The sequence below is a fragment of the Desulfitispora alkaliphila genome, assembly GCF_050433185.1.
Classification (GTDB): Bacteria; Bacillota; Desulfitisporia; order Desulfitisporales; family Desulfitisporaceae; genus Desulfitispora; species Desulfitispora alkaliphila.
Genome location: NZ_JBNPXS010000014.1, coordinates 1 through 23,754, shown reverse-complemented (window position 1 = coordinate 23,754; position 23,754 = coordinate 1). Strand labels below are relative to the sequence as shown.

The window sequence follows — 23,754 nt, the reverse complement described above, 5'->3', positions numbered from 1 at the left end:
AGTGTAGACCCCCTTTCATTTAAAACCTATGAAAGAATGAGATTGTCTTATTACTTTTTACATGTATCCTGGGGGTATAGTAATTGGAAACCCTAATGGACTTAATTGAAAACGAAAGGTAAGGTTTTTAATGAAAAAATCTATCTCCTGGGCAGCTGTTATTCTCTGGATGGTATTAATATTCTATCTGTCACACCAACCAGCACCAGAGTCTAACGAGCTGAGTAAAGGAATAACAAAAGGTGTTGTAAATACTACAGAGAGAGTTGCTCCAAATGCGGAGTTTGATATAAGAAGCTTGAACCATATTATCCGGAAGAACGCTCACTTCTTTGCCTATTTTGTGCTAGGGCTGCTAGTGATAAATGCCCTGAGGGTGAGTGGTGTAAACGGAACTCGGAGCTTAATATTAGCTTTAGGAATTTGTGTTCTTTACGCTGTTAGTGATGAAGTCCATCAGTTGTTTATTCCGGGAAGGTCTGGTGAGCTGAGGGATGTACTCATTGATAGCGCTGGGGCCAGTGTGGGTATTGGAGTGTATATGCTTGTTAGCAAGAGAAGAAAAATTAGAGACAGATTAATAGATATCCGTTGAGCTAGATTGTTGGCTTAGCGGGTATTTTTTTTGGCCTATTTACTTTAATGTATTAATATAATGAAGTTTGTGAATAAACACGGACTGGGCTGAAGGTGGTACCCTGGTAGACTATGATAGTATGCTGGGATGTTTAATTTATTGGCATAAAAAAAGGACTATACCTTTATTGGCATGGCCCTTTAAAATCAAAGTCACTTAACTTTTCTTCCCTTACTATCTTTCCTTCCTCTAAATCTACAAGCATTAAATACAAATTAGCTCTTAAGGTAACAGGTGGTTTTTTTAAAATTCGTTGGTATAGTTTTTCATCATTCAATGCTATGGTAAATTTATCAGTTGGTAAAAGCTCCATCGTTGCTATTTGAGCATATAAAAGGTGGATTGGCAACGGAGATGCGACAGGTCTATCATTAAAACTCCCTTTAAATTCTAAATACCATCTCTTATACCCATCATGATTGATTTCGATTGTTAAATCAGGAAAAGGTCTCCTTTTCTCTGGTTTTTGAATACTCCATTGAAAATCCTTAGAATATAGTTCTGATAAAATTACTTGGAAAAACCTCTTTTCCATCTCTTCAGCAAGTTTTCTTCTAGTTCTAGGTGAGTCATTTTCTCTTTTGGATTCTTCACTAATATATCCCGCCGCAATCATAAGATCCCTATAAGAAACATCATTAGCGGCATTCTCAGCAAACTTTGATATAGTCTCAGGAGTAGGAGGTGAACCAATCATTTGTCTAAGAAACCTTGATATGTGGGCTGCACTTACGCTAGTCTCGTTAGCGTACTGATTAATAGATCTATCTCCTTTTGCCTTATCAAGAAGAAAAGCAAAGGTTTCTTTATTAAATAGTTCTTCGTTACTCATCTAATTCACCTTCCCTAAACAAATATATTACTATATGCATATTATATAATTAGTATTGACAATAGTCAATGGAATAATACAAATCCATTCAAAAAAGATATTGTATTCATTATAATAGTATGTTATCATGAAATAAATACATAATATGGAGATAAATGAGCTTGGCGGGGCGTTTCTGTACCAGGTTTAGCTAGGCATAAACAAATGTATGTTTATGTCTATATCTATACATTTTTTTGCTTTTGCTATTGAATAGAAACAATAGCTAAACAATAAAGATGTAAACAGTACAATTAAATTATATAAAGGGGGGATGCCAATGTTACTAAAAGAGGTTAGATATGAAGTTCAAAAGAAACAGAGGAAACATAATAAGTTGCTATTCAACTTAGAAATTGAAGAAGACGCTATATTCATATCAGCAAAATGCCGTGACATCGATGAACCGATACTTATAAACTTAGAAAAGCTACTTCGGCCCTACTTAGAGTTTGATGATGTAAAAGATGTTAGGCGAATTGTAAAATCTATATATAAAAAGAGGTTAAAGCAAGCTTCCTAAAAATTTAATACAAATCAATCTCAAGTGAGCTGCTTGACGGCCAGATTGAAATGTCTGTGTGAGATATCACATAGCATTTTAGTCTGGTTTTTTTATTTTAAAAAACTTTTTTCAATAAGAAAAAAACCTGCATATTTAACATTTATTCTTTAGTTACAGAGCAAGGGAAGGGGGTGAGAGCGATGGGGCCTAACGAAAGGCGAATGAAAATTATAGAAGCCTTATGCCGTAGAAGGCAAGATACAATGTCGAATTTAGCGACTGAGTTTGGCGTTAGCACAAGAACTATTAAAAATGATATTGATACCCTATCGCTCTCCTACCCTATTGAAACCATCCGAGGTCGTCATGGTGGAGGTGTAAAGGTAACAGATGGATATTATTTGAACCGGAAGTACCTGAAGCCTCAGCAACAAGAGCTACTGGAGAGACTTTATACAAACCTGTCAGGCAGTGACCTCGAGGTGATGGATAGTATCATCAAGGATTTTGCTCTGAACAACTAGCAGGAAAGGAGGCGTGCTTGTGAATGACATAAATCTAACCTTAGCAGAAGAGCTAGAAAAACTGGCGGCAGGATATCGGGCTCTAGCCAAAAGTCAGAAAGATGCAAAGGAAATCAATATCCAAGATGTAAGCTATATTCTCGCTGAAAAAATGAATAAGGGGAAAATGGCTGATATCAAAACTCTATTAAAGAAATATAGTGCAGGAAAGTTAGTAGAAGTTAAACCAAGAGACTATCCAGCGATATTTGAAGAAGCAAAAAAGTTGTAAAGGAGGAAGAGGAATATGAGTGGGAAAACTTTAGAAATCGTTAAAGATTTACGAAAGTTGGCAGATAGTATAGAAGCTTTCACAAAAGAACAACAAAATTCAGAAGTAGAAAGAAAACCAGCAAGAACATCAAAGAAGCTACCTGCTTTAGAAGAAGTCAGAAAGAAGCTGGCTGCCTTATCCCAAAATGGAAAGCAAAAAGAAGTCAAAGAGCTCATCACATCCTTTGGTGCCAAAAAGCTCAGCGACATATCGGAAGAGAAATACCCAGAGCTTCTTAAAAAAGCAGGTGAGCTGTAATGACAGAACATGCACTCCTCTCAGCATCAGGAGCTAACCGGTGGATGAAGTGCCCACCATCGGCAAGGCTTGAGGAAATGGTAGATGAAGAAGCAAGTGAGTACGCAAGAGAGGGCAGTTTTGCTCATGCTTTGGCAGAGGTAAAGCTTGCCTATCACTTAGGAAACCTGGCTAAAGCGCAGTACAACAAAAAACTAAAAGAACTAAGAAAAAGTGAGCTTTACACAGCTGAAATGGAGAAGTTTATTGAGACTTATACAAACTTAGTTATTGAGAGGGTTAATGAAGCAAAGGCAAATACCAAAGACCCTGTAGTAATGATTGAAATGCGACTTGACTATTCGCCATGGGTACCTGAAGGTTTTGGAACTGGGGACTTGGTATTGGTGGCAGATGAAGCGTTAGAGGTCATAGATCTAAAATACGGAAAAGGAATTAAGGTTTCAGCTATAGACAACCCTCAGATGAGGCTTTATGCCTTGGGAGCTTTAAACCAATACGATTGTCTCTATGATATCCAAAAAGTTAAAGCCACCATCTGTCAACCGAGGATTGATAACATTTCAACTGAGGAGCTGGAAGCACAGGAGTTGTTGGATTGGGCAGAAAAGGAAGTGAAACCCAAAGCCAAACTTGCCTTTAAGGGAGAGGGAGAATTTCAATCCGGGGAACATTGTACATTCTGTAAAATCAAAACCTGTCGAGCTAGGGCAGATGAGAATTTAAAAATGGCATGTATGGATTTCAAAGAACCGCCATTGCTAACAGATGATGAAGTTGTAGAAGTATTATCCCAAATAGGGGAATTGCAGAAATGGGCCAGTGATGTTGAAAGTTATGCTTTAGCTGCAGCCATAAATGATGGGAAAGAGTGGCCGGGACTTAAATTGATAGAGGGCAGGAAGAGTAGAAAGTACACCTCTGAAACAGAAGTGGCAAAAAAACTATTAGCTGCTGGATACTCAGAAGACCAAATATATAATAAAGCTCTTTTAAGCCTGACTAAACTGGAAAAAGCACTAGGTAAAAAAGAATTTCACCAGGTTGCTGGAGACCTTATTGAAAGCCCTCCGGGGAAATTAAAGCTAGTACCCGAGAGTGATAATAGGCCTACTGCAAAGAGTAGTGCTGAAACAGATTTCAAATAAAATTTAGGGGGAATTATAGATGAAAGTAATTATAGGGAAAGTAAGATTTTCGTATGCTAATGTTTTTGAACCACAAAGTGTAAACGGAAGTGAGCCAAAGTACTCAGTAAGTTTAATCATCCCAAAATCAGATAAAAAGACACTGGAGAAGATTAACAAGGCCATTGAAACAGCTAAAAAGGAAGGGCTCTCAAGGCTAGGTGGTAAGATACCGGCTAATCTGAAGACACCACTTCGTGATGGTGATGTGGACAGGCCTGAGGATGAAGCTTATGCAGACAGTTATTTTATCAATGCAAATAGCAAAGTTAAGCCTGGAATTGTAGATAAAAGCTTACAAGCAATTATAGATCAAACAGAGTTTTATTCAGGTTGCTACGGCAGAGCATCTATCGTGTTTTACGCCTACAACGCCAATGGAAACAAGGGAATAGCCTGTGGCCTTCAAAACCTACAAAAGCTTGAGGACGGAGAGGCTCTAGGGGGTAAGGCCAGAGCCGAGGATGATTTCGAAGCCGTAGAAGATGATGCAGATGAGATTTTAGGGTAGTGCTCATGAGAACTCTGAGCATTGATATTGAAACATATAGTAGCATAGACCTCACAAAGTGTGGGGTCTATGCCTACACCGAAGCGGATGACTTAGAAATTCTGCTCTTTGCTTATGCCTTCGATGGTGAGGAAGTAGAAGTAGCTGACCTAGCAAGCGGAGAGGAGATACCAACTAAAGTAATGAACGCCTTAACAGATCCAACAGTGATCAAAACAGCCTTTAATGCAAATTTTGAAAGGGCCTGCTTGATAAAATACTTAAACATTAGCCTTCCACCAAGTGAGTGGCTATGCTCCCAGGCCCATGCATTAACACTAGGTTTACCTACAAATCTAGCTGGGGTTGCTAAATGCTTAAAGCTGCCCCAGCAAAAGATGAAAGAAGGTAAGGCTCTGATTAGGTACTTTTCTGTACCGTGTAAGTCTACCAAAGCCAATGGCGGCAGGACTAGAAACCTGCCTCACCATCATAGGGAGAAATGGGAAAGCTTTAAGGACTACTGTAAGCAAGATGTGGAAGTAGAACGGGAGATTAGAAAGAAGCTGGAGCAGTACCCCATGACCGAGAAGGAAGCAAAGCTTTGGCAGTTAGACCAGAGGGTTAATGATAGAGGTGTACTGGTTGACAAAAAACTGGTTGACCACGCTATTATGTGTGCTGAAGTGCATCAGAAGAAATTGTTAGATGAAGCTATTCAGTTGACAGGGCTTGAAAATCCAAACAGCCCTGCTCAGTTAAAGAGTTGGTTGCAGGATAACCACCGCATCCACATGGTGAGTTTATCCAAAGAGAAGGTAGCAGAAATTTTGGATACTACAGATAACCCTACAATAAAAAAGGTAATGGAACTTAGGCAGAATATGTCCAAGACTTCTGTAAAAAAGTATGAAGCCATGGCCAGAGCTATGTGTAGTGATGAGAGAGTAAGGGGGCTCCTGCAGTTTTACGGAGCAAATAGGACAGGAAGGTGGGCCGGGCGACTTGTTCAAGTACAAAATCTACCGAGAAATGATATGGAGGACTTAGCGCTGGCAAGGGAGCTTTTAAAGTCAGGAGAGTACGAGGTGCTAGAACTGCTCTTTGACTCTGTGTCGGATGTTTTATCCCAGCTTATTCGAACGGCTTTTATTCCCACAAAAGGTTCAAGATTTATCGTAGCCGATTTTAGTGCCATAGAAGCCAGAGTGATTGCTTGGCTTGCTGGGGAGAAGTGGCGAATGGATGTGTTCAATTCCCACGGAAAGATTTATGAAGCATCAGCAGCCCAGATGTTTGGAGTTCCGGTAGAAAGCGTGACTAAGGGCAGTCCTCTCCGGCAGAAGGGAAAAATTGCAGAACTCGCCCTTGGCTATGGCGGGAGCAAAGGAGCTCTGAAAGCTATGGGTGCTTTAAATATGGGACTTGCGGAAGAAGAACTGCCAGAGTTAGTTTCAGCGTGGCGCAACTCAAACTCAAATATTGTAAAGCTATGGCATAGCTTAGAAAAAGCTGCCATTACAGCGGTAAAAGAAAAAACTCCTGTAACCATGCAACATAACTTGAAGCTTTACTTTAAAGGTGGAGTACTCTTTATAAGACTTCCCTCTGGTAGATGTCTTGCTTATGTCAGACCAAAAATTGAGATAGATGAAAGATTTAATAAAGACAAGCTAACCTACGAAGGGATCGAGCAGGGAAAGAAATGGGGCCGGATTAGCACATACGGAGGAAAGCTTGCAGAGAATGTTATCCAGGGAATTGCTAGAGATTGCTTAGCTGAAGCCATGCTTAGGCTAGATAAAGCAGGCTATAACACGGTCTTTCATGTTCACGATGAAGCGATACTAGAAGTTCCTTATGGAGTTGGTTCTTTAAAAGAAGTAGAGGGAATTATGAGCCAGCCTATTGATTGGGCTCAAGGGTTACCGCTTAATGCAGACGGTTTTGAAACAGAATTTTATATGAAGGATTAATAGCGAAGGGGGATTTTAACATGGAAAATATGAGAGTTTTTAATAGTTTTGTCTATGTATGCTCTCCGCTTAGGGGAGATATTGAAAGAAACATTAATAGGGCTATTGGCTACTCAAGATTTGTCTATGCCGAGGGTGGAATTCCCTTGGCTCCCCATATCATTTTTACACGGTTTTTAGATGATGAAGACCCTGCTGATAGAAAAGCAGGAATTGAAATGGGGATACAGCTGTTGAGAAAATGCGATGAGCTCTGGGTCTTTGGAGAGAAGATTACTGAGGGAATGGATAGGGAAGTTAGTGTTGCAAAAGCATTAAAGATTCCGGTAAAAAGGTTTAATGAAAAATGCCAGGCTCTTTTACTACCTGCAGGTGATGGCTATGAAAGAGCCTAGTGAAGTGAGAAATCTTAAAATAAAGCATGATGGTGTACTCACCATTGCAACAGGCAGAAGCAGAAAAGAACTGGAATGGAAAAACAAAGAGATGCTCTGGTCGCAGCTTGTTAAAAAATTGAGCAATACCACCAGAACCAATGAAACCTATGAGGAATATAAAAAGCTTTCAAAGGCCAAACGAGATGATGTTAAAGATGTAGGAGGCTTTGTGGGTGGAACTTTAAAGGCGGGAAGAAGAAAAGCTGATAGCGTGGTGTGGCGGCAAATTGTTACCCTTGATGCGGATTTTGTGGAAGGGGATTTATGGGCTGGGGTGGAGACCATGCTTGGTTGTGGAGCAGTGATGTACTCTACCCATAGCCATAGCTCTTCTAATCAAAGATTAAGGCTAGTAATTCCTCTTAAAAGGCCGGTATCTCCTGATGAATACGGGGCCGTTTCTAGAAGAATTGCAGCAGACCTGTGCATTGATTTTTTCGATGATACTACCTACCAGCCTCACCGCTTAATGTACTGGCCCTCCACTTCATCTGATGGTGAATTCGTATTTAGAGCACTAGATGAAGAGTGGCTAGATCCTGATGAGATATTAGCGAGATATGAAGATTGGAGGGATTCTTCTTATTGGCCTGAGTCTTCGAAAACGAAAAACAAGAGAAAAAAAATAGCTGAAAAACAAGGTGATCCCAGGGAGAAAGCTGGTATTATAGGAGCTTTTTGTAGGACTTATTCAGTGGTAGGTGCCATAGAAAAATTTTTAAAAAAGGTGTATACACCATGTGATGACTCAAATCGCTACACCTATACAGAAGGTAGTTCATCTGGAGGATTAATAATTTACCAAAATGGCGACTTTGCTTACTCCCATCATGGAACTGACCCAATCAGTGGCAAGCTCTGTAACGCCTTTGATCTAGTTAGGTTACATAGATTTGGGGAGCTTGATGAAGAAGCTAAGGAGGGAACGCCGGTTAACAAACTCCCATCGTACTTAGCCATGCAGGAGCTTGCAACCAAAGATACTGAGGTAAAAAAGCAAATAGCTAACGAAAGGATGGCCACAGCCAGCCAGGAATTTGAAAGTGAAGTAGACTGGCAGGAAGGGCTTGAGATTAATAACGGAGGAGAGCTTAAAAACACCCTTAGCAATATGATCCTCATCTTAAGACATGATCCGGCACTTGCAAACATCTTTTATAACGAGCTAAGAGAAGGTGTGGATATAGAAGGTGAAGTGCCATGGAAGAGACTTAAGGGTGGGTGGAATAAAACAGATGAAGCCTCTCTTGCTGGGTATATTGATGCCACTTATAATCTTTACGCTCCAGGAAAGCTAAAAGAAGCAGCTCTTAAAGTTTCGGTTGAAAGGTCGCGTCATCCAGTAAAGGACTATTTAAATAGCTTGCCAGAATGGGATGGTAAAAAAAGAGTGGACGAGCTGTTAATTAAATATCTAGGAGCAGAGGACAATGTCTATACTAGAGAAATTATGCGAAAGACTTTAGTGGCAGCAATAGCTAGAACCATGGACCCGGGGATTAAGTTTGATAATGTTCTTGTGCTAAACGGGCCACAGGGAATTGGTAAAAGTACTCTGTTTTCAAAGCTAGGAGGTAAATTTTTTAGTGATTCCCTGTCCATTTCAGATATGAGAGACAAAACAGCAGCAGAAAAACTTCAAGGTTACTGGTTATTAGAGATTGGAGAGCTTGCTGGCATTAGAAAGGTTGATGAGGAAACTTTAAAATCATTTCTCTCAAGACAAGATGATAAGTATCGAGCGAGTTACGGGTATTCGGTAGAAGATCATCCAAGGCAGTGCATTATTGTAGGCACTACTAATCAAGAGTCCGGATTTTTAAGGGATATCACTGGTGGGAGAAGGTTTTGGCCAGTAAAGACCCCTGGAAGTAGAGGGGACAAACCGTGGGATATAAAGGATGTTGAGCAAATCTGGGCAGAAGTGATGGATTACTATAATCAAGGCGAGATCCTGATATTAAGTGATAAAGCAGAAGAAATTGCAAGTGAAGCCCAGGTTGATGCTCTTGAAAGTGATGAGCGAGAGGGACTGGTAAAAGAGTATTTAGAAATGCTCCTGCCTGAGGGCTGGGATGAGATGGACTTATATGCTAGGCGAAACTTTATTAAAGGCGAGGAGTTTAGTGAAGGCCTTGTCGGCACTGTAAAAAGAGAGCAGGTTTGCACCATGGAAATTTGGTGCGAGTTATTCGGTAAAGAAGCCAGTGCCATGAGGAAAATAGACTCATATGAAATAAATGCAATCATGAGAAAAGTGGATGGCTGGGAGAGATATACCGGAAACAAACAAGGTAATGCTAAAATTCCACTCTATGGAGTGCAGCGAATTTTTATTAGAAGCGCTAAACCAGAATAAACGAGATTGTAGATTGTTACCGATCTTGTTTACTGCAACATTCCTTTTTACACCAACGCTTTCACCTATATTAGTAAACAAGGTAAACAAGATTATATATAGACATAAAAAATATAGAGGTATAGAGCGTATATGTATACACCTAAATCCTATAATTAGGAGTAGTCTATAAGAAAATCTTGTTTCTTGTTTATAAAAGCAAAACCCAAAAGCTATAAAAGTTAGGTGGGTTGGGGGTTAGAGGGTTATAAAAACTAATAAACAAGATTTAAACTTGTTTAAGGAAAAGGAAGAAAAACATGTTAGAGAGAAAAATCGAAGCCAGATTAAAATGGGAGGTAGAGAACTTAGGTGGACTTGCTCTTAAATTCACCTCTCCTGGTATGTCAGGTGTGCCAGATAGATTAGTACTTCTCCCTGCTGGCAGAGTTGCATTTGTAGAACTGAAAGCACCGGGGAAAAAGCTCAGGCCCCTGCAGCAAAAAAGGAAAAAGCAAATTGAGAGCTTAGGTTTTAAAGTCTATGTCATTGATTCGTATAGAGCAATTGACTTGTTTGTTCAGGAGGTGATGAAGTGATTTATGAACCTTATGATTATCAAGAATACGCCACCCAGTGGATTATAGATAAAGAAAAAGCTGCACTCTTTTTGGATATGGGTATGGGAAAGACAGCTTGTACCCTTACTGCAGCTGCTGAATTGCTTCACGATTATTTCGAAGTAACTAGGGTTTTAGTTGTTGCTCCTCTAAGAGTGGCACAGAGCACCTGGGATGAAGAGACAGCTAAATGGGATCATTTAAAACACCTAAAAATATCAAAGGTGCTTGGGACAGAGAAAGAAAGAGTATCTGCTCTCAACAAAACAGCTGACATTTATATCATCAATCGAGAGAATGTAAAATGGTTAGTTGACAGGTATAAAAGTAGCTGGCCCTTTGACATGGTAGTGATAGATGAGCTATCAAGCTTTAAATCCCACAAAGCTCAGCGGTTTAAGGCCTTGAGAAAGGTGAGGCCTTTAATGAAACGGGTGGTGGGGCTTACTGGAACTCCCGCTCCAAATGGACTCATAGATTTATGGCCCCAGGTCTATCTTTTAGATGGCGGAGAGCGATTGGGGAAAACCATCACAGGATACAGGGATAGATACTTTCTTCCCGATAAGAGGAATCAAAATGTTGTTTTTTCCTACAAGCCAAAAGAAGATGCTGAAGAAGCAATTTATAAAAAGTTATCAGATATCTGTGTCAGTATGAAGGCTGAGGATTATTTAAAACTTCCCGAAAGAGTAAATAACACTATAACAGTTCAGTTGCCAGAGAAACCAGAGGAGAAGTATAGGCAGTTGGAAAGGGACTTGCTTCTCCCACTTATGGATACAGATATTGTAGCGGATACGGCAGCCGTTCTTACAAATAAACTTCTACAGATGGCAAACGGTGCTGTCTATGATGAAGATGGTAATGTGCAGGAAATCCATAATGAAAAGCTTAAGGCCTTGGAAGATACGATAGAAGCTGCTAGTGGTAAGCCAGTATTAATCTTTTATTCCTATAAACACGACTTAAAAAGGATCAAGGAGTATCTAAATAATGAAAATGTAAAAGAACTGAGTAAGCCAGAGGATATAGAGGATTGGAATAAAGGTAAAGTGCCTGTTATGCTTGCCCATCCAGCTAGTGCAGGTCATGGCTTAAATCTCCAAGCTGGAGGAAATATTATCGTTTGGTTTGGTCTGACTTGGAGTCTTGAGTTATATCAACAGGCCAATGCTAGACTGCACCGGCAAGGACAAAAACACTCAGTAATCATTCATCACCTAATTGCTAAAGGCACAGTAGATGAAGAAGTGATGAAGGTGCTAGAAAATAAAGAAGCAGGACAAGAAGCGCTATTGAATGCAGTGCAGGCGAGATTAGAGCAAGTTTTATAGAGAGGGGGAGCTGAAAATGAATGCAAAAGAGTACTTATCCCAGGCTATTTGGCTGGATCAAAGAATAAATAGTAAACTCGAACAACTAAAGTCTTTAAGAAGTCTGTCGATGAAAGTAACTACTAGTTACGAACACGAGCAAGTGAGTAGGACAAAAGAAAAAAATCCAATGGAAAATACAGTTGTCAAACTCATGGAATTAGAGCATGAAATCGATAAAGATATAGTTAGGCTGGTTGATTTAAAAAGAAAAATTATGAAAGTTATTAACAGGATTGAATCTGACGAATATAGGTTAGTTTTAGAAATGAGGTACTTAAACTTTAAAACATGGGAGGATATCTCGGAAAAACTCAACTATAGTTACAGGCAGGTTCATAGGATACATGGAGAAGCTTTAAAAATGGTTAAAGTAAGTTAAGTTTTAATTTTATTAACATACAACAAATCATAAAAAATGAATAAAATGTAGAGTAAAGGGAACAATACTATAACATAAATATTGATTTTTAAAACAAAAAGTTATATAATTATTACAGGGAGGGGTTTATATGAGTTATGCATTAGGTATGAGAATAAAGGAATTACGCCAAGAGCATAAAATTAGTCAGGAACAAATGGCTAATGTACTAGAGACAACTAGACAAAGATATTCTCGCATAGAAAATGGCCAAGTGGACATTTCTTTTATGATGATTAAGAAAGCTGCAGATTATTTAGGAGTTTCTACATCTGATATAACAAGTGCTGAGGAAGAAAAGAAAGAACTTGTTACTTTATTTAGGGAAAAAGATAGTGGGGAAGATGTGATAAACTCAGTAGAAAAAATACAAGAAATACTAAAAGTTTTTCATGCCCATGAGAAGTTATATCATCAGATGAAGGTGCGTGGTGGCTTTGAGGATTGATACAACAGAGGTTGAAAAAAGAGCCTTAGATATAAGGCAAGAGCATAATATACAAACTTATGGAGTAAAGGATATTTATAGTCTTATAAATCAAAGGGGAATTCACTTAATAAGGTACCCTTTTGGAAAAGATATACTATTAGGCTTTTCTACAATTTTTGAAGGAAAGAGGATTGTTGTATCTAACTCATCCGAAATTTTATCAAGAGAGATATATACCATAGCTCATGAATTAGGCCACATCATATACGATTTTGAAGATGACAATCAAGATGTAAAAATTGATATAGAAATCGAGAATATAAATGAAAGCATTTCCGAAGCCAGAGCTTTTCATTTTGCTAATTGTTTATTAATGCCGGGAGAGGAATTATTAAAATTTATAAAATTTGAGTTAAAGAAAAATACAAAAAATCTTAATGCATTAGATATTGTAAGAATACAAGTAGAATTTCAAGTAAGCTACGCTTCTGCAGTTAAGAGGCTCTTTGATATAAATGCTATAGATTATAGACTTAAGAATGAGTTGTTTAATGAAAGAAATGAAATTACATCAAGGTCGTTATTTAAAATCATAGATGCTGATGAGAAGTTACTAAAGCCATCAAATACAATTAAGGTTCCATCTCAGTATTTAGAATATGTAATTACAAATTATGAAAATGGCTACATCCCTTATTCAAGTATAAATAAATCCCTCGCTCTTTTAGGAATAGACTCTAAAATCTTCAAGAAAGATGATTCTAAAGAAGATGAAGAATTAGATATTGATGATATCTTTGAGGAGTTCGAATAATGGATGCATCCTTAGACACAGATATCGTTATACATCTCTATAAGAGCGGTAAGAGGGATTTGCTCTTTTCATATTGCGATAAGTTATATATGCATGAATATCTTTTAGTAAAAGAACTTAAAAATAAATCAAATCCAGTTTATGAACAATTTCTTTTAGATGTAGAAAACGAACTTATAACAATAATATATAATTCTGATCTGGTTCAAATGGAAATCAAAGGGCTTTTTGAAGGATACAAAGAAGACTATAACTATCTATTTGATGCGGGTGAATTACACGCTGTAGCACTGGCAAAAGCTATGGGGATAGTTACTTTTCTATCTGATGATACTAAAGAATTTGGGCCTCATGAAACTCTAGTTCAAGAATTAATTGAAGATGTGATACCATTTTCATTCTATGAGTTGCTGTTCTTAAAATATCTAGAATCGGATATGGATCCTAAGAATCTACTTGATGAGTTTGAAAATGTCAATTCAAATAGTATGAGTCAATACCCAATGAATTTTAGAACTAAGATGCTGTCCACTGTTAGAAGGTTTAGTAAAAAGTATGGAACGGAAAGGGACAAGCAGTGGATTGATAAATTTTGTAGCCATAAGCATATAGACTATAAAAGCAAGATGCGCGAACTAGGTGATTTTTTAAGAACTTTATAATCATGGCACAAAATGTCATGGAATGTCCTAAGTAAAAATGATATAGTATAAAATAAGAATAATACATAAAATTATCAGGCTCTGGAGCATTTGCTCTCAGGGCTTTTTCTATGCTTAAAAATAGGAGCTGAATAAAAATGAAATGTAAAAAATGCGTCTGGGGGACATGGTATGCACCGAAGAAGGTATACTGCATGTTCCCCAGTTGTGTTAAAGAGGTGAAACAGATGCCGAGAAAACCAAAGAAACCCTGTGGGTACCCTGGTTGCCCAGAACTGACAGCAGGAAGGTACTGCCAGGCGCATCAAAGGGAAATGGATAGGGATTATGATAAAAACAACAGGCCCTATAAGCATCTTTATAAAAGCGCTCGCTGGCAGAAGTTGAGGAAGCAGGTATTGAATAAACTGCCCCTATGTGTGGAGTGCGTGAAGATTAACAGGTTAACCCCGGCAACCGTGGTGGATCATATTAGACCCCATGAAGGTGATGAAGAGTTATTCTACAACCTAGAAAACTTACAGCCACTCTGTAAGACTTGCCATGATAGAAAGACGGCTAAAGAAGATGGCCGCTGGGGAAAGAAAGGAAGAGTATATACTTACTGACGGTCTGTGGATAACCTGTGGATAGTCTGTGAAAAACACTGATTTTTCTGTGGAGAACAAAAGGGGGAGGGGGATGAAAATCCCTAGTAGCAAGTCTTCCAGGACCGGTGGCGGGCCTTCGCGTGAGAATTCGCAAAATTCCCAAGGGGGGTATAGGCGGTTTCAAAAAATAAAAAGGTTAAAATATAGTGGTTTATAGCGACATTAGCACCTGCAGAAGCCTAAGGAAAAGCATGAATATAAAAATAGCCCTCCTTGAGTGAGAGCTATTTAATATATCGCTTTAGCTGTTCATAAAAGTTCTCCCTTGTTCCGGCTAGAAGGACAATTAACTTTTGGCCATTAACTTCGTGGATTGTATAAGCAACTTCATAATTGACACCTTTGTATTTAACATCATATCCATAAATACCGGCAAGATCGCCACGTTTTGGTTCTCCGATATAAGGATTTTTTCTTAAATCAAGGAGAGCTTTTTCATAGGTCTGCTTTAGAGACTTTTCTTTTAGTTTTTTAAAGTAGCGTTCAGCAGCAGAACTGAATTGTATTTCATACATCACTCGCTCTCCGGACCAAAGATATCATCAAAGCTAGACGATTTCTTTTCACCAGCGGCTATGGCATCTGCTTCTTCAAGCATATTGGTAACAGCCTTTTTAATATTTTTACTATGTGCTTCAAACTCCTGTATTAGTTCATCGCCGGAATAGCCTTGAGCAATAAGGTCTTTGAGAATTTCTACTGAAAACTCACCAGAATCTCTATTTAGAGGTCTGATTATTATAGCACCATCCTCAAGGGTGCATTCGACTTCATTATCAAGGCCAAGATGTTTATAGTATTTTAAAGGTATTGTAATCTGACGCTTTTTTGAAACACTAATGATTTTACGCTCCATTTGATCACGCTCCATGGAAATGGTTCTTACCTCCTTTGTAGTATATGCAGAAACCGTAAAAATGATACCTATATCTTTGTATCTTTAAAATCATTATAACAAAGAAACAAAGAAATCTCAATTATATTTAAGTATAGTAAGGCAGGTGTGTAATACGTGAAAACAACAGAAGAATTAAAGCTTATTAAGATAGATGAGTTAATCCCTTACGCCAATAATGCTAGAACTCACAGTAAAGACCAGATCCAAAAGATTAGAAGCAGTCTACGGGAGTTTGGCTTTGTAAATCCTGTGCTTATAGATAAAGATAAAAACATCATAGCTGGCCATGGCAGAGTAACGGCTGCTAGGGAAGAAGGAATTAAAGAAGTTCCCTGTGTACTGGTGGAGCATCTAACAGAGGCGCAAAAGAAAGCCTACATTCTAGCGGACAACAGATTGGCCCTTGATGCTGGTTGGGATCAGGAATTGCTAGCTCTGGAACTGGAGAACCTTAAAGAGCTAGATTTTGATGTTTCCCTTACTGGTTTTGATGCCGCAGAGATAGAAGATCTGTTTTCTAATGTTCATGATAAAGATGTGGAAGATGATGACTTTGATGCAGATGCCGCTTTAGAAGAAATTGAAGAGCCCATATCTAAGCAAGGTGACATTTGGCTTTTAGGTAAGCACCGTTTAATCTGTGGTGATAGTACCAAAGCAGAAACCTATGAAAAGTTAATGGAGGGGAAGAAGGCAAATCTCTGTGTTACCGATCCCCCATATAATGTGAACTATACTGCCGGGAAAGAAAATAAAAGAATTATTAAAAATGATCACATGGAGGATAAGAACTTCTATGAATTTTTACTAGCAGCCTTTAAAAATATATTTGCAACGCTAGATGATGGGGCTGGAACATATATCTTTCATGCTGATACGGAAGGGTTGAACTTTAGAAAGGCGTTTAAAGATGCAGGGTTTCATCTTGCCAATGTCTGCATTTGGGCCAAGCAATCCTTAGTTCTTGGAAGAAGCGATTATCAGTGGCAGCACGAACCAATCCTCTATGGCTGGAAGCCAACGGGAAAACATCGCTGGTATGCTGATAGAAAACAGACCACCATCTGGAACTTTGATAGGCCCACGAAATCAGAGCTCCACCCCACAACAAAGCCAGTACCTTTGGTGGCTTACCCTATACAAAATAGCTCTATGACAAACTGCATTGTATTAGAGCCCTTTGCAGGGAGTGGTTCTACTTTAATCGCCTGTGAGCAGACAGGGAGAATTTTCTATGGGGTAGAGTTGGATGAAAAATATTGTGATGTTATTGCAAAAAGATACATCGAGGCTATGGGAGATGAAGAGGTTTTTCTAGTTAGAGACGGGGAGCAAATTCCCTATGAAAATATTTAAACAAAGCATCTTGCATCTATACTAAAATATGGTGAAATGCACTTAAATGACCGCTCGTAAAAACGAAAGCGGACTCTGGGGTGCAAAAATGGAAAAATAAATGTTATAAAAGTAGATAAAACCCTTGCTATTTTCTGTGTTCTGAGTGATATATAGACATACCAAAAACACAGGAGGGATTTTAAATGGATAGAAAACACTTAGTAAAAACATTAAGTGAACATTTTGGAGTAAAGGCTGAATACATGGCAGCCCCAAGCTTTGCCTATCAAATTAAAACTGAGGATGAAACCTACACCATTGATCGGGAAGGAAAAATCATAACTTCAACAGGGGAGGAAATGGGGTTAGAGGAACTACTAAATGGCCCAGAAAATGAAACCCCCAAGGAAAAAGTGGAAGGGCCAATGGAATTATCAACTGAAGGAGAACCCTTAAAACTGGAGCTGAAGCTACCAATGGAGGGTCATAGCGGCAGAACTTTAAGAAACTTAACCAACATGATCTATAGCAAACAAGCCCTGATTAAAAAAGCATTGGAGTTAGAAGAAAACCTCATCGAAGAGAATTTTTCCATCGGTATGAATCAAGTAAGAATTGAAACTTTAGAGGATTTCAAAAAAGCCCTAGAGGACATCGGAGAGAAAAGCTGCCCTGGAATTAACTTTGATTTCTGTGAAAGCACTATTACCTTTAAAATAACACAAGCTCCGGAAAAGATGAAAACTACCACTCAGCTATTTGCTCTAATAAATGAAAACGTACTGGCACAAAAAAATGCATCACCTAAAGCAAAGCCAACGGATAATGAAAAATACACCTTTAGAACTTGGCTTCTTCGCCTTGGGATGGTTGGTGAGGAGTACAAGGCAGCAAGGAAAGCATTGCTTCAAAACCTCTCAGGGAATGGGGCCTTTAGAAAGACAACTAAGGGAGGTGATACCCATGAAGCCTAGATGCAAACTGTCGGGCAAAGATGGGAACCTCTTTAACCTCATGGGTGTTGCAGCAAGAACTTTGAAAAAAGCAGGGCTTAAAAAAGAAGCTAAGGAGATGACTGACAGAGTTATCCAATCAAAAAGCTATAATGAGGCCTTAAGAATTATAATGGAATATGTGGAAGTTGAGTAGAGGGGCCACAGAGCCCTTTTTCTCGTTAAGGAGCTGTTAAAATAAGTAAAAGTAATACTTGCTATCTCCTGTGCTTTGAGTGATATATAGACATACCAAAACACAGGAGGGGATTACAAAATGTGGAGAGAGCATGTTGAAATGTTGCATGTTGGAATTAACGGGCTTAGAGGGATGGAGTTGCTGTTGGAAAAAAGAAGAGATTTGCTTGCATCAGGGTATTCAAAAGAACAACTAGAACTTCTACCCGGCATGCTAATTCTTAAGCTTGAAGATGGGCAAGTGCGCTGGTTAGTCTTTGACGGACAGTTCAAAATGGAGTTATGGAAAAAATATAAATAGGAGGTGAAACCATGGCGACACGAGGTAGAAAACCAAAACCAACAGCTTTAAAAGTTCTTGAAGGAAACCCAGGCAAAAGACCCCTAAACGAAAATGAACCAAAACCTGAAAAGAAAGCACCCCGCTGTCCGTCATGGCTGGAGCCTGAAGCAAAAAAGGAATGGAAGCGGATGTCTAAAATCTTAGAAGAACTGGGGGTTCTAACCCAGGTAGATATGTCAGCCTTTGCCGGGTATTGTCAAGCTTATGCTAGGTGGAAAGAAGCAGAGGAGTTTTTATCAAAGCACGGTACCATATTTAAAACCCCATCGGGATACATACAGCAGGTACCACAGGTGTCCATAGCCCAAACTTATCTGAAAGTAATGAAAGAATTCTGCTCTGAATTTGGATTGACTCCTGCCGCAAGAAGTAGAATTCGTGTAGATGCGGAGGAGCTCAAAAACGACGATCCAATGGAAGAAATTTTAAAGGTGACTAAATGATGATAGATCACAGTAAAGCGGAAAGAGCTGTGAAATTTATAAATGCCCTTAAGCATACTAAAGGTGTTTGGCATGGGGCTCCATTTGATCTACTCCCCTGGCAGGATAAAATTATCAGAGACATTTTTGGTACTGTTAAAGAAGATGGCTATAGGAAATACAATACTGCCTATATTGAAATTCCAAAGAAAAACGGGAAAAGTGAGATTGCAGCTGCAGTGGCCCTTTATCTAACCTGTGGAGATGGTGAGTGGGGAGCTGAGGTTTATGGGTGTGCAGCAGACCGGCAACAGGCTTCCATTGTATTTGATGTGGCAGTGGATATGGTTGAGCAATGCCCAGCCCTTAAAAAGAGAATAAAACCAGTTATCTCCCAAAAGCGATTGGTTTATCTGCCCTTGGGTAGCTTTTATCAAGTGTTATCATCAGAGTCTTTTACTAAACACGGCTTGAATGTTCATGGAGTTATATTTGATGAGCTACACGCACAACCCAATAGAAAGCTTTATGATGTTATGACAAAAGGCTCTGGAGATGCTAGGATGCAGCCCCTTTTCTTCTTAATCACAACAGCAGGAACCGATAGAAACTCAATTTGTTACGAAGTGCACCAAAAAGCTGAAGATGTTTTAAAGGGAAAAAAACACGATCCTGGTTTTTATCCAGTGATTTACGGGATAGATGATAATGACGATTGGTCCGATGAAAAAAACTGGTATAAGGCAAACCCATCTCTAGGACATACCATTGATATAGAAAAAGTAAGAGCAGCTTTTATTAGCGCAAAAGATAACCCGGCAGAAGAAAACCTCTTTAGGCAACTTAGACTTAACCAGTGGGTTAAGCAGTCTGTAAGATGGATGCCAATGGATATCTGGGAGAAATGCTCCTTTGAAGTTGATCCTGAAAAGTTAAAAGGGAGAGAATGCTATGGTGGTCTAGATCTTTCCAGCTCCAGCGATATTACAGCTTTTGTGTTAATATTTCCTCCAACTGATATAGATGACAAGTACTATGTACTGCCCTATTTCTGGATACCACAAGATAATCTGGATTTAAGGGTAAGACGAGACCATGTGCCCTATGATATCTGGGAACAACAAGGGTATCTTGAAACTACAGAAGGGAATGTGATCCATTATGGCTTCATAGAAAAGTTTATCGAGGACTTAGGAACAAAGTACAATATTAGGGAAATCGCTTTTGACCGCTGGGGAGCTGTACAGATGGTGCAGAACCTAGAAGGTTTAGGCTTTACCGTAGTTCCATTTGGTCAAGGGTTTAAAGATATGTCGCCACCTACAAAAGAATTAATGAAACTTACCTTAGAAAAAAGAATGGCTCATGGTGGGCATCCGGTTCTTACATGGATGGTGGATAACATTCATGTAAGGACTGACCCAGCAGGAAATATCAAGCCAGATAAAGCAAAATCTACAGAGAAAATAGATGGTGCTGTAGCCATGGTGATGGCATTAGATCGAGCAATCAGAAATGAAGGCGGCAGTGGTGGAAAGTCTGTTTATGATGAGCGAGGGATTTTGGTGTTTTGAAAGAAATAATTACTAAAACAGTGTGATTGCTACTATAAAAGCATCGATTATATATTGGAAAGGAGAAATAAATGTGTCAAGAAAAGGTGGTAAAGAATTCCTTTATTTGATCTGGAAAGATCCTGTATCAAAGCGCAATTATGTTGTAGGAAGGTTATCTAAAAATGATAAGTTTGAATTTTCCTATGGACATGAAGTTGATGAGGCTATTAAGAAAGGGTTTAAACTGTTGATACCTTTTGATGATATCAACAAGGTTTATAAAAGTGACACTTTGTTTTCGGCCTTTTCGAGTAGATTACCTGATTCTAAGAGAAACGATATGGATAAAATCCTTCAAAAATATAATTTAGATGAATATGATGAGTATAAGCTTTTAAAAAGAAGTGGTGGAAGACTACCAATTGATAGCTTAGAGTTTGTTGATCCAACTATTAAAGGATGAGCGAGCATCCAGTCACCCTGGGTGCTTTTTTTGTGCCTAGCTTTAGGAGGTGATAAAGATTGAAAATACCAATTCTATCAAAGTTTTTTAAATCAAGAGCTGATCCCCAAAATAATATGTGGCAAAGTGCATATAATTTCTTCTTTGGCCCCACCTCAAGTGGCAAGGTGGTTAATGAACGAACAGCCATGCAAACTAGTGCTGTATATGCCTGTGTTAGGATTTTAGCTGAGACCATAGCATCGCTGCCATTACATACTTATGAGCGAACTGATAAAGGAAAAGAAAAAGCATTAGACCACCCGCTGTATTACCTGCTCCATGATGAGCCCAATCCAGAGATGACTTCATTTGTGTTCCGAGAGACACTGATGGGTCATCTTTTACTTTGGGGGAATGCCTTTGCTCAGATTATTCGAGATGGCAGGGGACAAGTTAAGGCCTTGTATCCTCTAATGCCAGATAAGATGACAGTTCATCGAAATGAGAGCGGGGAGCTATATTACAGCTACAAAAAGGAAGGGCAAGAGTACCTATTGAGAAACTGGGAAGTACTCCATATTCCTGGCCTTGGTTTTGACGGCCTTGTTGGGCATTCCCCCATCGCCATGGCGAAAAATGCTATTGGAATGGCCATAGCCACAGAGGAATACGGGGCTACTTTTTTCAATAACGGAGCAAATCCCGGTGGTGTCTTAGAGCACCCTGGAATTTTAAAAGATCCGGAAAGAGTGCGGAAAAGCTGGAATAGTGTATATGGTGGTAGTGGCAATGCTCATAAAGTTGCAGTTTTAGAAGAAGGTTTATCTTTTAAGCCCATTACAATACCCCCAGAGCAAAGTCAGTTTTTACAGACTAGGAAGTTTCAACTGAATGAAATCGGTAGGATATTTAGAATTCCACCCCACATGATTGGGGACTTAGATAAGTCAAGCTTTTCCAATATTGAGCAGCAATCCTTGGAGTATGTGAAGTATACCTTAACGCCGTGGCTTTCTAGATGGGAGATGGCCATGAAAAAGGCTCTTTTATCTCCATCTGAGAAGAAAGATTACTTCATCAAACTGAATGTGGAAGGCCTACTTCGCGGGGACTACAAAACTCGAATGGAAGGGTATGCAACGGGAATTCAAAATGGCTTTTTATCCCCAAATGATGTGAGACAACTAGAGGATATGAATACCATTGAAAACGGAGATGTATATGCGGTTAACGGGAATATGTTAAAGCTTGAAGACATTGGAGCTTATGCAAAAAAGGAACTTAAAGATAAGGAGAAAGGAGGCAAAGAATAGATGAAGTTTTGGAACTGGATTAAAAATGAAGATAGCAGAGCCCTTTACCTTGATGGATACATTGCCCAGGAAAGTTGGTTTGAAGATGATGTTTCACCGATGGAGTTTAAAGCAGAGCTGAATGAGGCAAAAGATGATATAACTCTCTGGATTAACTCACCGGGGGGAGATGTTTTTGCAGCTAGTCAAATCTATACCATGTTAAAAGAGTACCCAGGCAAAGTTGTCGTTAAGATTGATGGCATTGCAGCTAGTGCCGCATCAGTTATTGCCATGGCAGGAGATGAAATATACATGTCTCCCACATCTATGCTAATGGTCCACAATCCCGCCACAATTGTGTGGGGAGAAGAGGCTGATATGAAAAAGGGAATTGCAATGCTGTCAGAGGTAAAAGAAAGTATTATCAATGCTTATGAAACAAAAACAGGACTAGCAAGAAATAAGATTTCACAGATGATGGACCGGGAAACGTGGATGAGTTCAGGTAAAGCCCTAGAACTAGGGTTTTGTGATAAGGTTTTGTATGCAGAAAATGAAACTATTCCTGAAGCAGTTATAAATGGATTTATGTTTGATAAGGTAACCGTCACAAATAACTTTATGGGGAAACTCTGCAGAGTGAAAAAACAGGATCAATCAGAATTAAAAGCCGGGTCAAACGCTACCCCATATAATTACCTGGTCAAGCGGCTTGAACTATTAAAATAGAGGAGGAATGAAAATGAATAAGATCTTAGAACTAAGAGAAAAGAGAGCAAAGGTATGGGAAAGTGCCAAGAATTTTCTAGACAGCAAAAGAGGAGATAATGGCCTTTTATCTGCCGAAGATACAGCTACCTATGAGAGGATGGAAGAAGAGGTTGTAGCTTTGGGAAAGGAAATTGAAAGGTTAGAAAGGCAAGCAGCCCTAGATTTAGAGCTTTCAAAAGCTACCAGTAGCGCGATTACCACTAAGCCAAGCAACCATCAAGAACCAGAGAAGACAGGCAGGGCTTCAAAAGAGTACACAAAAGCCTTTTGGAATGCTATGAGAAGCAAAGGGAGTTTTGATGTTCAAAATGCCTTGAAGATAGGCACTGACTCAGAAGGAGGCTACTTGGTTCCAGATGAATTTGAAAGAACACTCATTCAGGCTTTAAATGATACTAACATTATGAGAACTTTAGCAAAGGTTATAAATACATCCTATGGGGATCGGCAAATCCCAGTTGTATCTTCTAAAGGAACTGCTTCTTGGATTGAAGAGGGTGGGAGCTTTAATGAGAGTGATGATACCTTTAGTCAAGTAATTTTAGGCGCTCATAAACTTGGGACTATTATCAAGATTTCAGAAGAGCTTTTAAATGACAGTGTTTTTAACATTGAAAACTATATTGCCACAGAGTTTGCAAGAAGAATTGGAGATGCTGAAGAAGAAGCCTTTATTAAAGGAAATGGAACTAATAAGCCCACCGGGTTATTGGAAACCAGTCAAGTAGGGGTTACAACAACAGTGGCAGATGCTATTACCTTTGATGAGGTGATTGACCTTTGGCATTCCTTGAGAGAGCCTTACAGAAAAAATGCAGTATGGCTTTTAAATGATAGTACTGCAAAAGCCATCAGGAAACTAAAGGACGATAACGGGCAATATATTTGGCAACGTGTGACACGTTCGTAATTGAAAAGATTACGCACTACAACCGTTCGGTTGTGGGAGAACTGATAATTCAATAGGTAAAATGAAGGAGTAACGCC

Annotated in this window: 29 protein-coding genes and 1 pseudogene; 27 read left to right on the top strand and 3 right to left on the bottom strand. The window is 39.1% G+C overall.

Going from position 1 to position 23,754, the window contains the following annotated elements:
- Positions 1–130 precede the first annotated feature (130 nt).
- Positions 131–595 (top strand): VanZ family protein, encoded by a 465-nt coding sequence (locus GGQ84_RS06870; protein WP_429160958.1) that lies wholly within the window; start codon positions 131–133, stop codon positions 593–595.
- 166 nt (positions 596–761) lie between these two features.
- Here the strand turns inward: GGQ84_RS06870 and GGQ84_RS06865 are convergent, their stop codons facing one another.
- Positions 762–1,469, bottom strand: a complete 708-nt coding sequence (locus GGQ84_RS06865) for a hypothetical protein (protein ID WP_429160955.1) — start codon at positions 1,467–1,469, stop codon at positions 762–764.
- A gap of 319 nt (positions 1,470–1,788) precedes the next feature.
- Between GGQ84_RS06865 and GGQ84_RS06860 the strand changes: the two genes are divergently transcribed.
- The 16 genes from GGQ84_RS06860 (at position 1,789) to GGQ84_RS06785 (ending at position 14,467) form a co-directional block, all read left to right on the top strand.
- Positions 1,789–2,031, top strand: coding sequence for a hypothetical protein (locus tag GGQ84_RS06860; RefSeq protein WP_429160953.1), 243 nt, complete (start codon positions 1,789–1,791; stop codon positions 2,029–2,031).
- 182 nt (positions 2,032–2,213) lie between these two features.
- Positions 2,214–2,537, top strand: coding sequence for a helix-turn-helix transcriptional regulator (locus GGQ84_RS06855; protein ID WP_429160950.1), 324 nt, complete (start codon positions 2,214–2,216; stop codon positions 2,535–2,537).
- Between the two features lie 19 nt (positions 2,538–2,556).
- Positions 2,557–2,808 (top strand): hypothetical protein, encoded by a 252-nt coding sequence (locus GGQ84_RS06850; RefSeq protein WP_429160948.1) that lies wholly within the window; start codon positions 2,557–2,559, stop codon positions 2,806–2,808.
- A gap of 15 nt (positions 2,809–2,823) precedes the next feature.
- Complete coding sequence (locus GGQ84_RS06845; RefSeq protein WP_429160945.1) at positions 2,824–3,108, top strand: rRNA biogenesis protein rrp5; 285 nt, start codon at positions 2,824–2,826, stop codon at positions 3,106–3,108.
- Entirely contained in the window at positions 3,108–4,256 is a 1,149-nt protein-coding gene (locus tag GGQ84_RS06840) for a DUF2800 domain-containing protein (protein ID WP_429160942.1), read from the top strand. The genes GGQ84_RS06845 and GGQ84_RS06840 overlap by 1 nt, the downstream gene beginning before the upstream one ends.
- Before the next feature lie 19 nt (positions 4,257–4,275).
- Complete coding sequence (locus tag GGQ84_RS06835) at positions 4,276–4,806, top strand: DUF2815 family protein (protein ID WP_429160939.1); 531 nt, start codon at positions 4,276–4,278, stop codon at positions 4,804–4,806.
- Between the two features lie 5 nt (positions 4,807–4,811).
- On the top strand, positions 4,812–6,761 hold the full coding sequence (locus tag GGQ84_RS06830; RefSeq protein WP_429160936.1) for a DNA polymerase: 1,950 nt from the start codon (positions 4,812–4,814) through the stop codon (positions 6,759–6,761).
- Between the two features lie 20 nt (positions 6,762–6,781).
- A complete protein-coding gene (locus tag GGQ84_RS06825; protein WP_429160933.1) occupies positions 6,782–7,156 on the top strand; it encodes a DUF7768 domain-containing protein in 375 nt (124 codons plus the stop codon).
- Complete coding sequence (locus GGQ84_RS06820) at positions 7,143–9,557, top strand: virulence-associated E family protein (RefSeq protein WP_429161051.1); 2,415 nt, start codon at positions 7,143–7,145, stop codon at positions 9,555–9,557. Before GGQ84_RS06825 ends, GGQ84_RS06820 begins: the two co-directional genes overlap by 14 nt.
- A 299-nt stretch (positions 9,558–9,856) precedes the next feature.
- Positions 9,857–10,135: a VRR-NUC domain-containing protein gene (locus GGQ84_RS06815; protein ID WP_429160930.1), complete on the top strand. Its 279-nt coding sequence runs from the start codon at positions 9,857–9,859 to the stop codon at positions 10,133–10,135.
- Entirely contained in the window at positions 10,132–11,493 is a 1,362-nt protein-coding gene (locus tag GGQ84_RS06810; RefSeq protein ID WP_429160927.1) for an SNF2-related protein, read from the top strand. The genes GGQ84_RS06815 and GGQ84_RS06810 overlap by 4 nt, the downstream gene beginning before the upstream one ends.
- Before the next feature lie 16 nt (positions 11,494–11,509).
- Positions 11,510–11,914, top strand: a complete 405-nt coding sequence (locus GGQ84_RS06805) for a DUF722 domain-containing protein (protein ID WP_429160924.1) — start codon at positions 11,510–11,512, stop codon at positions 11,912–11,914.
- Between the two features lie 130 nt (positions 11,915–12,044).
- Positions 12,045–12,401 (top strand): helix-turn-helix domain-containing protein, encoded by a 357-nt coding sequence (locus GGQ84_RS06800; protein WP_429160921.1) that lies wholly within the window; start codon positions 12,045–12,047, stop codon positions 12,399–12,401.
- Positions 12,391–13,197 carry an ImmA/IrrE family metallo-endopeptidase gene (locus tag GGQ84_RS06795; RefSeq protein ID WP_429160918.1) on the top strand — a complete coding sequence of 269 codons (807 nt, stop codon included), beginning with the start codon at positions 12,391–12,393 and terminating at the stop codon, positions 13,195–13,197. The genes GGQ84_RS06800 and GGQ84_RS06795 overlap by 11 nt, the downstream gene beginning before the upstream one ends.
- Positions 13,197–13,859 carry a PIN domain-containing protein gene (locus tag GGQ84_RS06790; RefSeq protein WP_429160915.1) on the top strand — a complete coding sequence of 221 codons (663 nt, stop codon included), beginning with the start codon at positions 13,197–13,199 and terminating at the stop codon, positions 13,857–13,859. Before GGQ84_RS06795 ends, GGQ84_RS06790 begins: the two co-directional genes overlap by 1 nt.
- 227 nt (positions 13,860–14,086) lie before the next feature.
- Entirely contained in the window at positions 14,087–14,467 is a 381-nt protein-coding gene (locus GGQ84_RS06785; RefSeq protein WP_429160912.1) for an HNH endonuclease signature motif containing protein, read from the top strand.
- Between the two features lie 266 nt (positions 14,468–14,733).
- Here GGQ84_RS06785 and GGQ84_RS06780 read toward each other — a convergent pair whose 3' ends face one another.
- On the bottom strand, positions 14,734–15,024 hold the full coding sequence (locus GGQ84_RS06780; RefSeq protein ID WP_429160910.1) for a type II toxin-antitoxin system RelE/ParE family toxin: 291 nt from the start codon (positions 15,022–15,024) through the stop codon (positions 14,734–14,736).
- Positions 15,024–15,380 carry an AbrB/MazE/SpoVT family DNA-binding domain-containing protein gene (locus GGQ84_RS06775; protein ID WP_429160908.1) on the bottom strand — a complete coding sequence of 119 codons (357 nt, stop codon included), beginning with the start codon at positions 15,378–15,380 and terminating at the stop codon, positions 15,024–15,026. Before GGQ84_RS06775 ends, GGQ84_RS06780 begins: the two co-directional genes overlap by 1 nt.
- A 141-nt stretch (positions 15,381–15,521) precedes the next feature.
- Between GGQ84_RS06775 and GGQ84_RS06770 the strand changes: the two genes are divergently transcribed.
- From GGQ84_RS06770 to GGQ84_RS06725, 10 genes and pseudogenes are all read left to right on the top strand, one after another.
- Positions 15,522–16,763 (top strand): site-specific DNA-methyltransferase, encoded by a 1,242-nt coding sequence (locus GGQ84_RS06770; protein WP_429160905.1) that lies wholly within the window; start codon positions 15,522–15,524, stop codon positions 16,761–16,763.
- A gap of 185 nt (positions 16,764–16,948) precedes the next feature.
- A complete protein-coding gene (locus tag GGQ84_RS06765) occupies positions 16,949–17,719 on the top strand; it encodes a virulence-related protein (protein ID WP_429160902.1) in 771 nt (256 codons plus the stop codon).
- Positions 17,709–17,894 carry a hypothetical protein gene (locus tag GGQ84_RS06760; protein ID WP_429160900.1) on the top strand — a complete coding sequence of 62 codons (186 nt, stop codon included), beginning with the start codon at positions 17,709–17,711 and terminating at the stop codon, positions 17,892–17,894. The genes GGQ84_RS06765 and GGQ84_RS06760 overlap by 11 nt, the downstream gene beginning before the upstream one ends.
- Positions 17,895–18,014: 120 nt before the next feature.
- Positions 18,015–18,236, top strand: coding sequence for a hypothetical protein (locus GGQ84_RS06755; RefSeq protein ID WP_429160898.1), 222 nt, complete (start codon positions 18,015–18,017; stop codon positions 18,234–18,236).
- Between the two features lie 11 nt (positions 18,237–18,247).
- Complete coding sequence (locus tag GGQ84_RS06750; protein ID WP_429160896.1) at positions 18,248–18,721, top strand: phage terminase small subunit P27 family; 474 nt, start codon at positions 18,248–18,250, stop codon at positions 18,719–18,721.
- Positions 18,721–20,274, top strand: coding sequence for a terminase large subunit (locus tag GGQ84_RS06745; protein WP_429161048.1), 1,554 nt, complete (start codon positions 18,721–18,723; stop codon positions 20,272–20,274). Before GGQ84_RS06750 ends, GGQ84_RS06745 begins: the two co-directional genes overlap by 1 nt.
- A 73-nt stretch (positions 20,275–20,347) precedes the next feature.
- On the top strand, positions 20,348–20,719 hold the full coding sequence (locus tag GGQ84_RS06740; protein WP_429160894.1) for a HipA N-terminal domain-containing protein: 372 nt from the start codon (positions 20,348–20,350) through the stop codon (positions 20,717–20,719).
- Between the two features lie 65 nt (positions 20,720–20,784).
- Positions 20,785–22,014 (top strand): phage portal protein, encoded by a 1,230-nt coding sequence (locus GGQ84_RS06735; protein ID WP_429161045.1) that lies wholly within the window; start codon positions 20,785–20,787, stop codon positions 22,012–22,014.
- Positions 22,015–22,725 (top strand): head maturation protease, ClpP-related, encoded by a 711-nt coding sequence (locus GGQ84_RS06730; protein WP_429160891.1) that lies wholly within the window; start codon positions 22,015–22,017, stop codon positions 22,723–22,725.
- Between the two features lie 13 nt (positions 22,726–22,738).
- A pseudogene (locus tag GGQ84_RS06725) lies at positions 22,739–23,659 on the top strand (phage major capsid protein); the annotation flags it as partial.
- Positions 23,660–23,754 lie beyond the last annotated feature (95 nt).

Coding starts and splice junctions, on each gene's coding strand:
- GGQ84_RS06870 (WP_429160958.1), top strand. CDS start 131: ATGAAAAAATCTATCTCCTGGGCAGCTGTTATTCTCTGGATGGTATTA.
- GGQ84_RS06865 (WP_429160955.1), bottom strand. CDS start 1,469: ATGAGTAACGAAGAACTATTTAATAAAGAAACCTTTGCTTTTCTTCTT.
- GGQ84_RS06860 (WP_429160953.1), top strand. CDS start 1,789: ATGTTACTAAAAGAGGTTAGATATGAAGTTCAAAAGAAACAGAGGAAA.
- GGQ84_RS06855 (WP_429160950.1), top strand. CDS start 2,214: ATGGGGCCTAACGAAAGGCGAATGAAAATTATAGAAGCCTTATGCCGT.
- GGQ84_RS06845 (WP_429160945.1), top strand. CDS start 2,824: ATGAGTGGGAAAACTTTAGAAATCGTTAAAGATTTACGAAAGTTGGCA.
- GGQ84_RS06840 (WP_429160942.1), top strand. CDS start 3,108: ATGACAGAACATGCACTCCTCTCAGCATCAGGAGCTAACCGGTGGATG.
- GGQ84_RS06835 (WP_429160939.1), top strand. CDS start 4,276: ATGAAAGTAATTATAGGGAAAGTAAGATTTTCGTATGCTAATGTTTTT.
- GGQ84_RS06830 (WP_429160936.1), top strand. CDS start 4,812: ATGAGAACTCTGAGCATTGATATTGAAACATATAGTAGCATAGACCTC.
- GGQ84_RS06825 (WP_429160933.1), top strand. CDS start 6,782: ATGGAAAATATGAGAGTTTTTAATAGTTTTGTCTATGTATGCTCTCCG.
- GGQ84_RS06820 (WP_429161051.1), top strand. CDS start 7,143: ATGAAAGAGCCTAGTGAAGTGAGAAATCTTAAAATAAAGCATGATGGT.
- GGQ84_RS06815 (WP_429160930.1), top strand. CDS start 9,857: ATGTTAGAGAGAAAAATCGAAGCCAGATTAAAATGGGAGGTAGAGAAC.
- GGQ84_RS06805 (WP_429160924.1), top strand. CDS start 11,510: ATGAATGCAAAAGAGTACTTATCCCAGGCTATTTGGCTGGATCAAAGA.
- GGQ84_RS06800 (WP_429160921.1), top strand. CDS start 12,045: ATGAGTTATGCATTAGGTATGAGAATAAAGGAATTACGCCAAGAGCAT.
- GGQ84_RS06790 (WP_429160915.1), top strand. CDS start 13,197: ATGGATGCATCCTTAGACACAGATATCGTTATACATCTCTATAAGAGC.
- GGQ84_RS06785 (WP_429160912.1), top strand. CDS start 14,087: ATGCCGAGAAAACCAAAGAAACCCTGTGGGTACCCTGGTTGCCCAGAA.
- GGQ84_RS06780 (WP_429160910.1), bottom strand. CDS start 15,024: ATGTATGAAATACAATTCAGTTCTGCTGCTGAACGCTACTTTAAAAAA.
- GGQ84_RS06775 (WP_429160908.1), bottom strand. CDS start 15,380: ATGGAGCGTGATCAAATGGAGCGTAAAATCATTAGTGTTTCAAAAAAG.
- GGQ84_RS06765 (WP_429160902.1), top strand. CDS start 16,949: ATGGATAGAAAACACTTAGTAAAAACATTAAGTGAACATTTTGGAGTA.
- GGQ84_RS06760 (WP_429160900.1), top strand. CDS start 17,709: ATGAAGCCTAGATGCAAACTGTCGGGCAAAGATGGGAACCTCTTTAAC.
- GGQ84_RS06755 (WP_429160898.1), top strand. CDS start 18,015: ATGTGGAGAGAGCATGTTGAAATGTTGCATGTTGGAATTAACGGGCTT.
- GGQ84_RS06750 (WP_429160896.1), top strand. CDS start 18,248: ATGGCGACACGAGGTAGAAAACCAAAACCAACAGCTTTAAAAGTTCTT.
- GGQ84_RS06745 (WP_429161048.1), top strand. CDS start 18,721: ATGATAGATCACAGTAAAGCGGAAAGAGCTGTGAAATTTATAAATGCC.
- GGQ84_RS06730 (WP_429160891.1), top strand. CDS start 22,015: ATGAAGTTTTGGAACTGGATTAAAAATGAAGATAGCAGAGCCCTTTAC.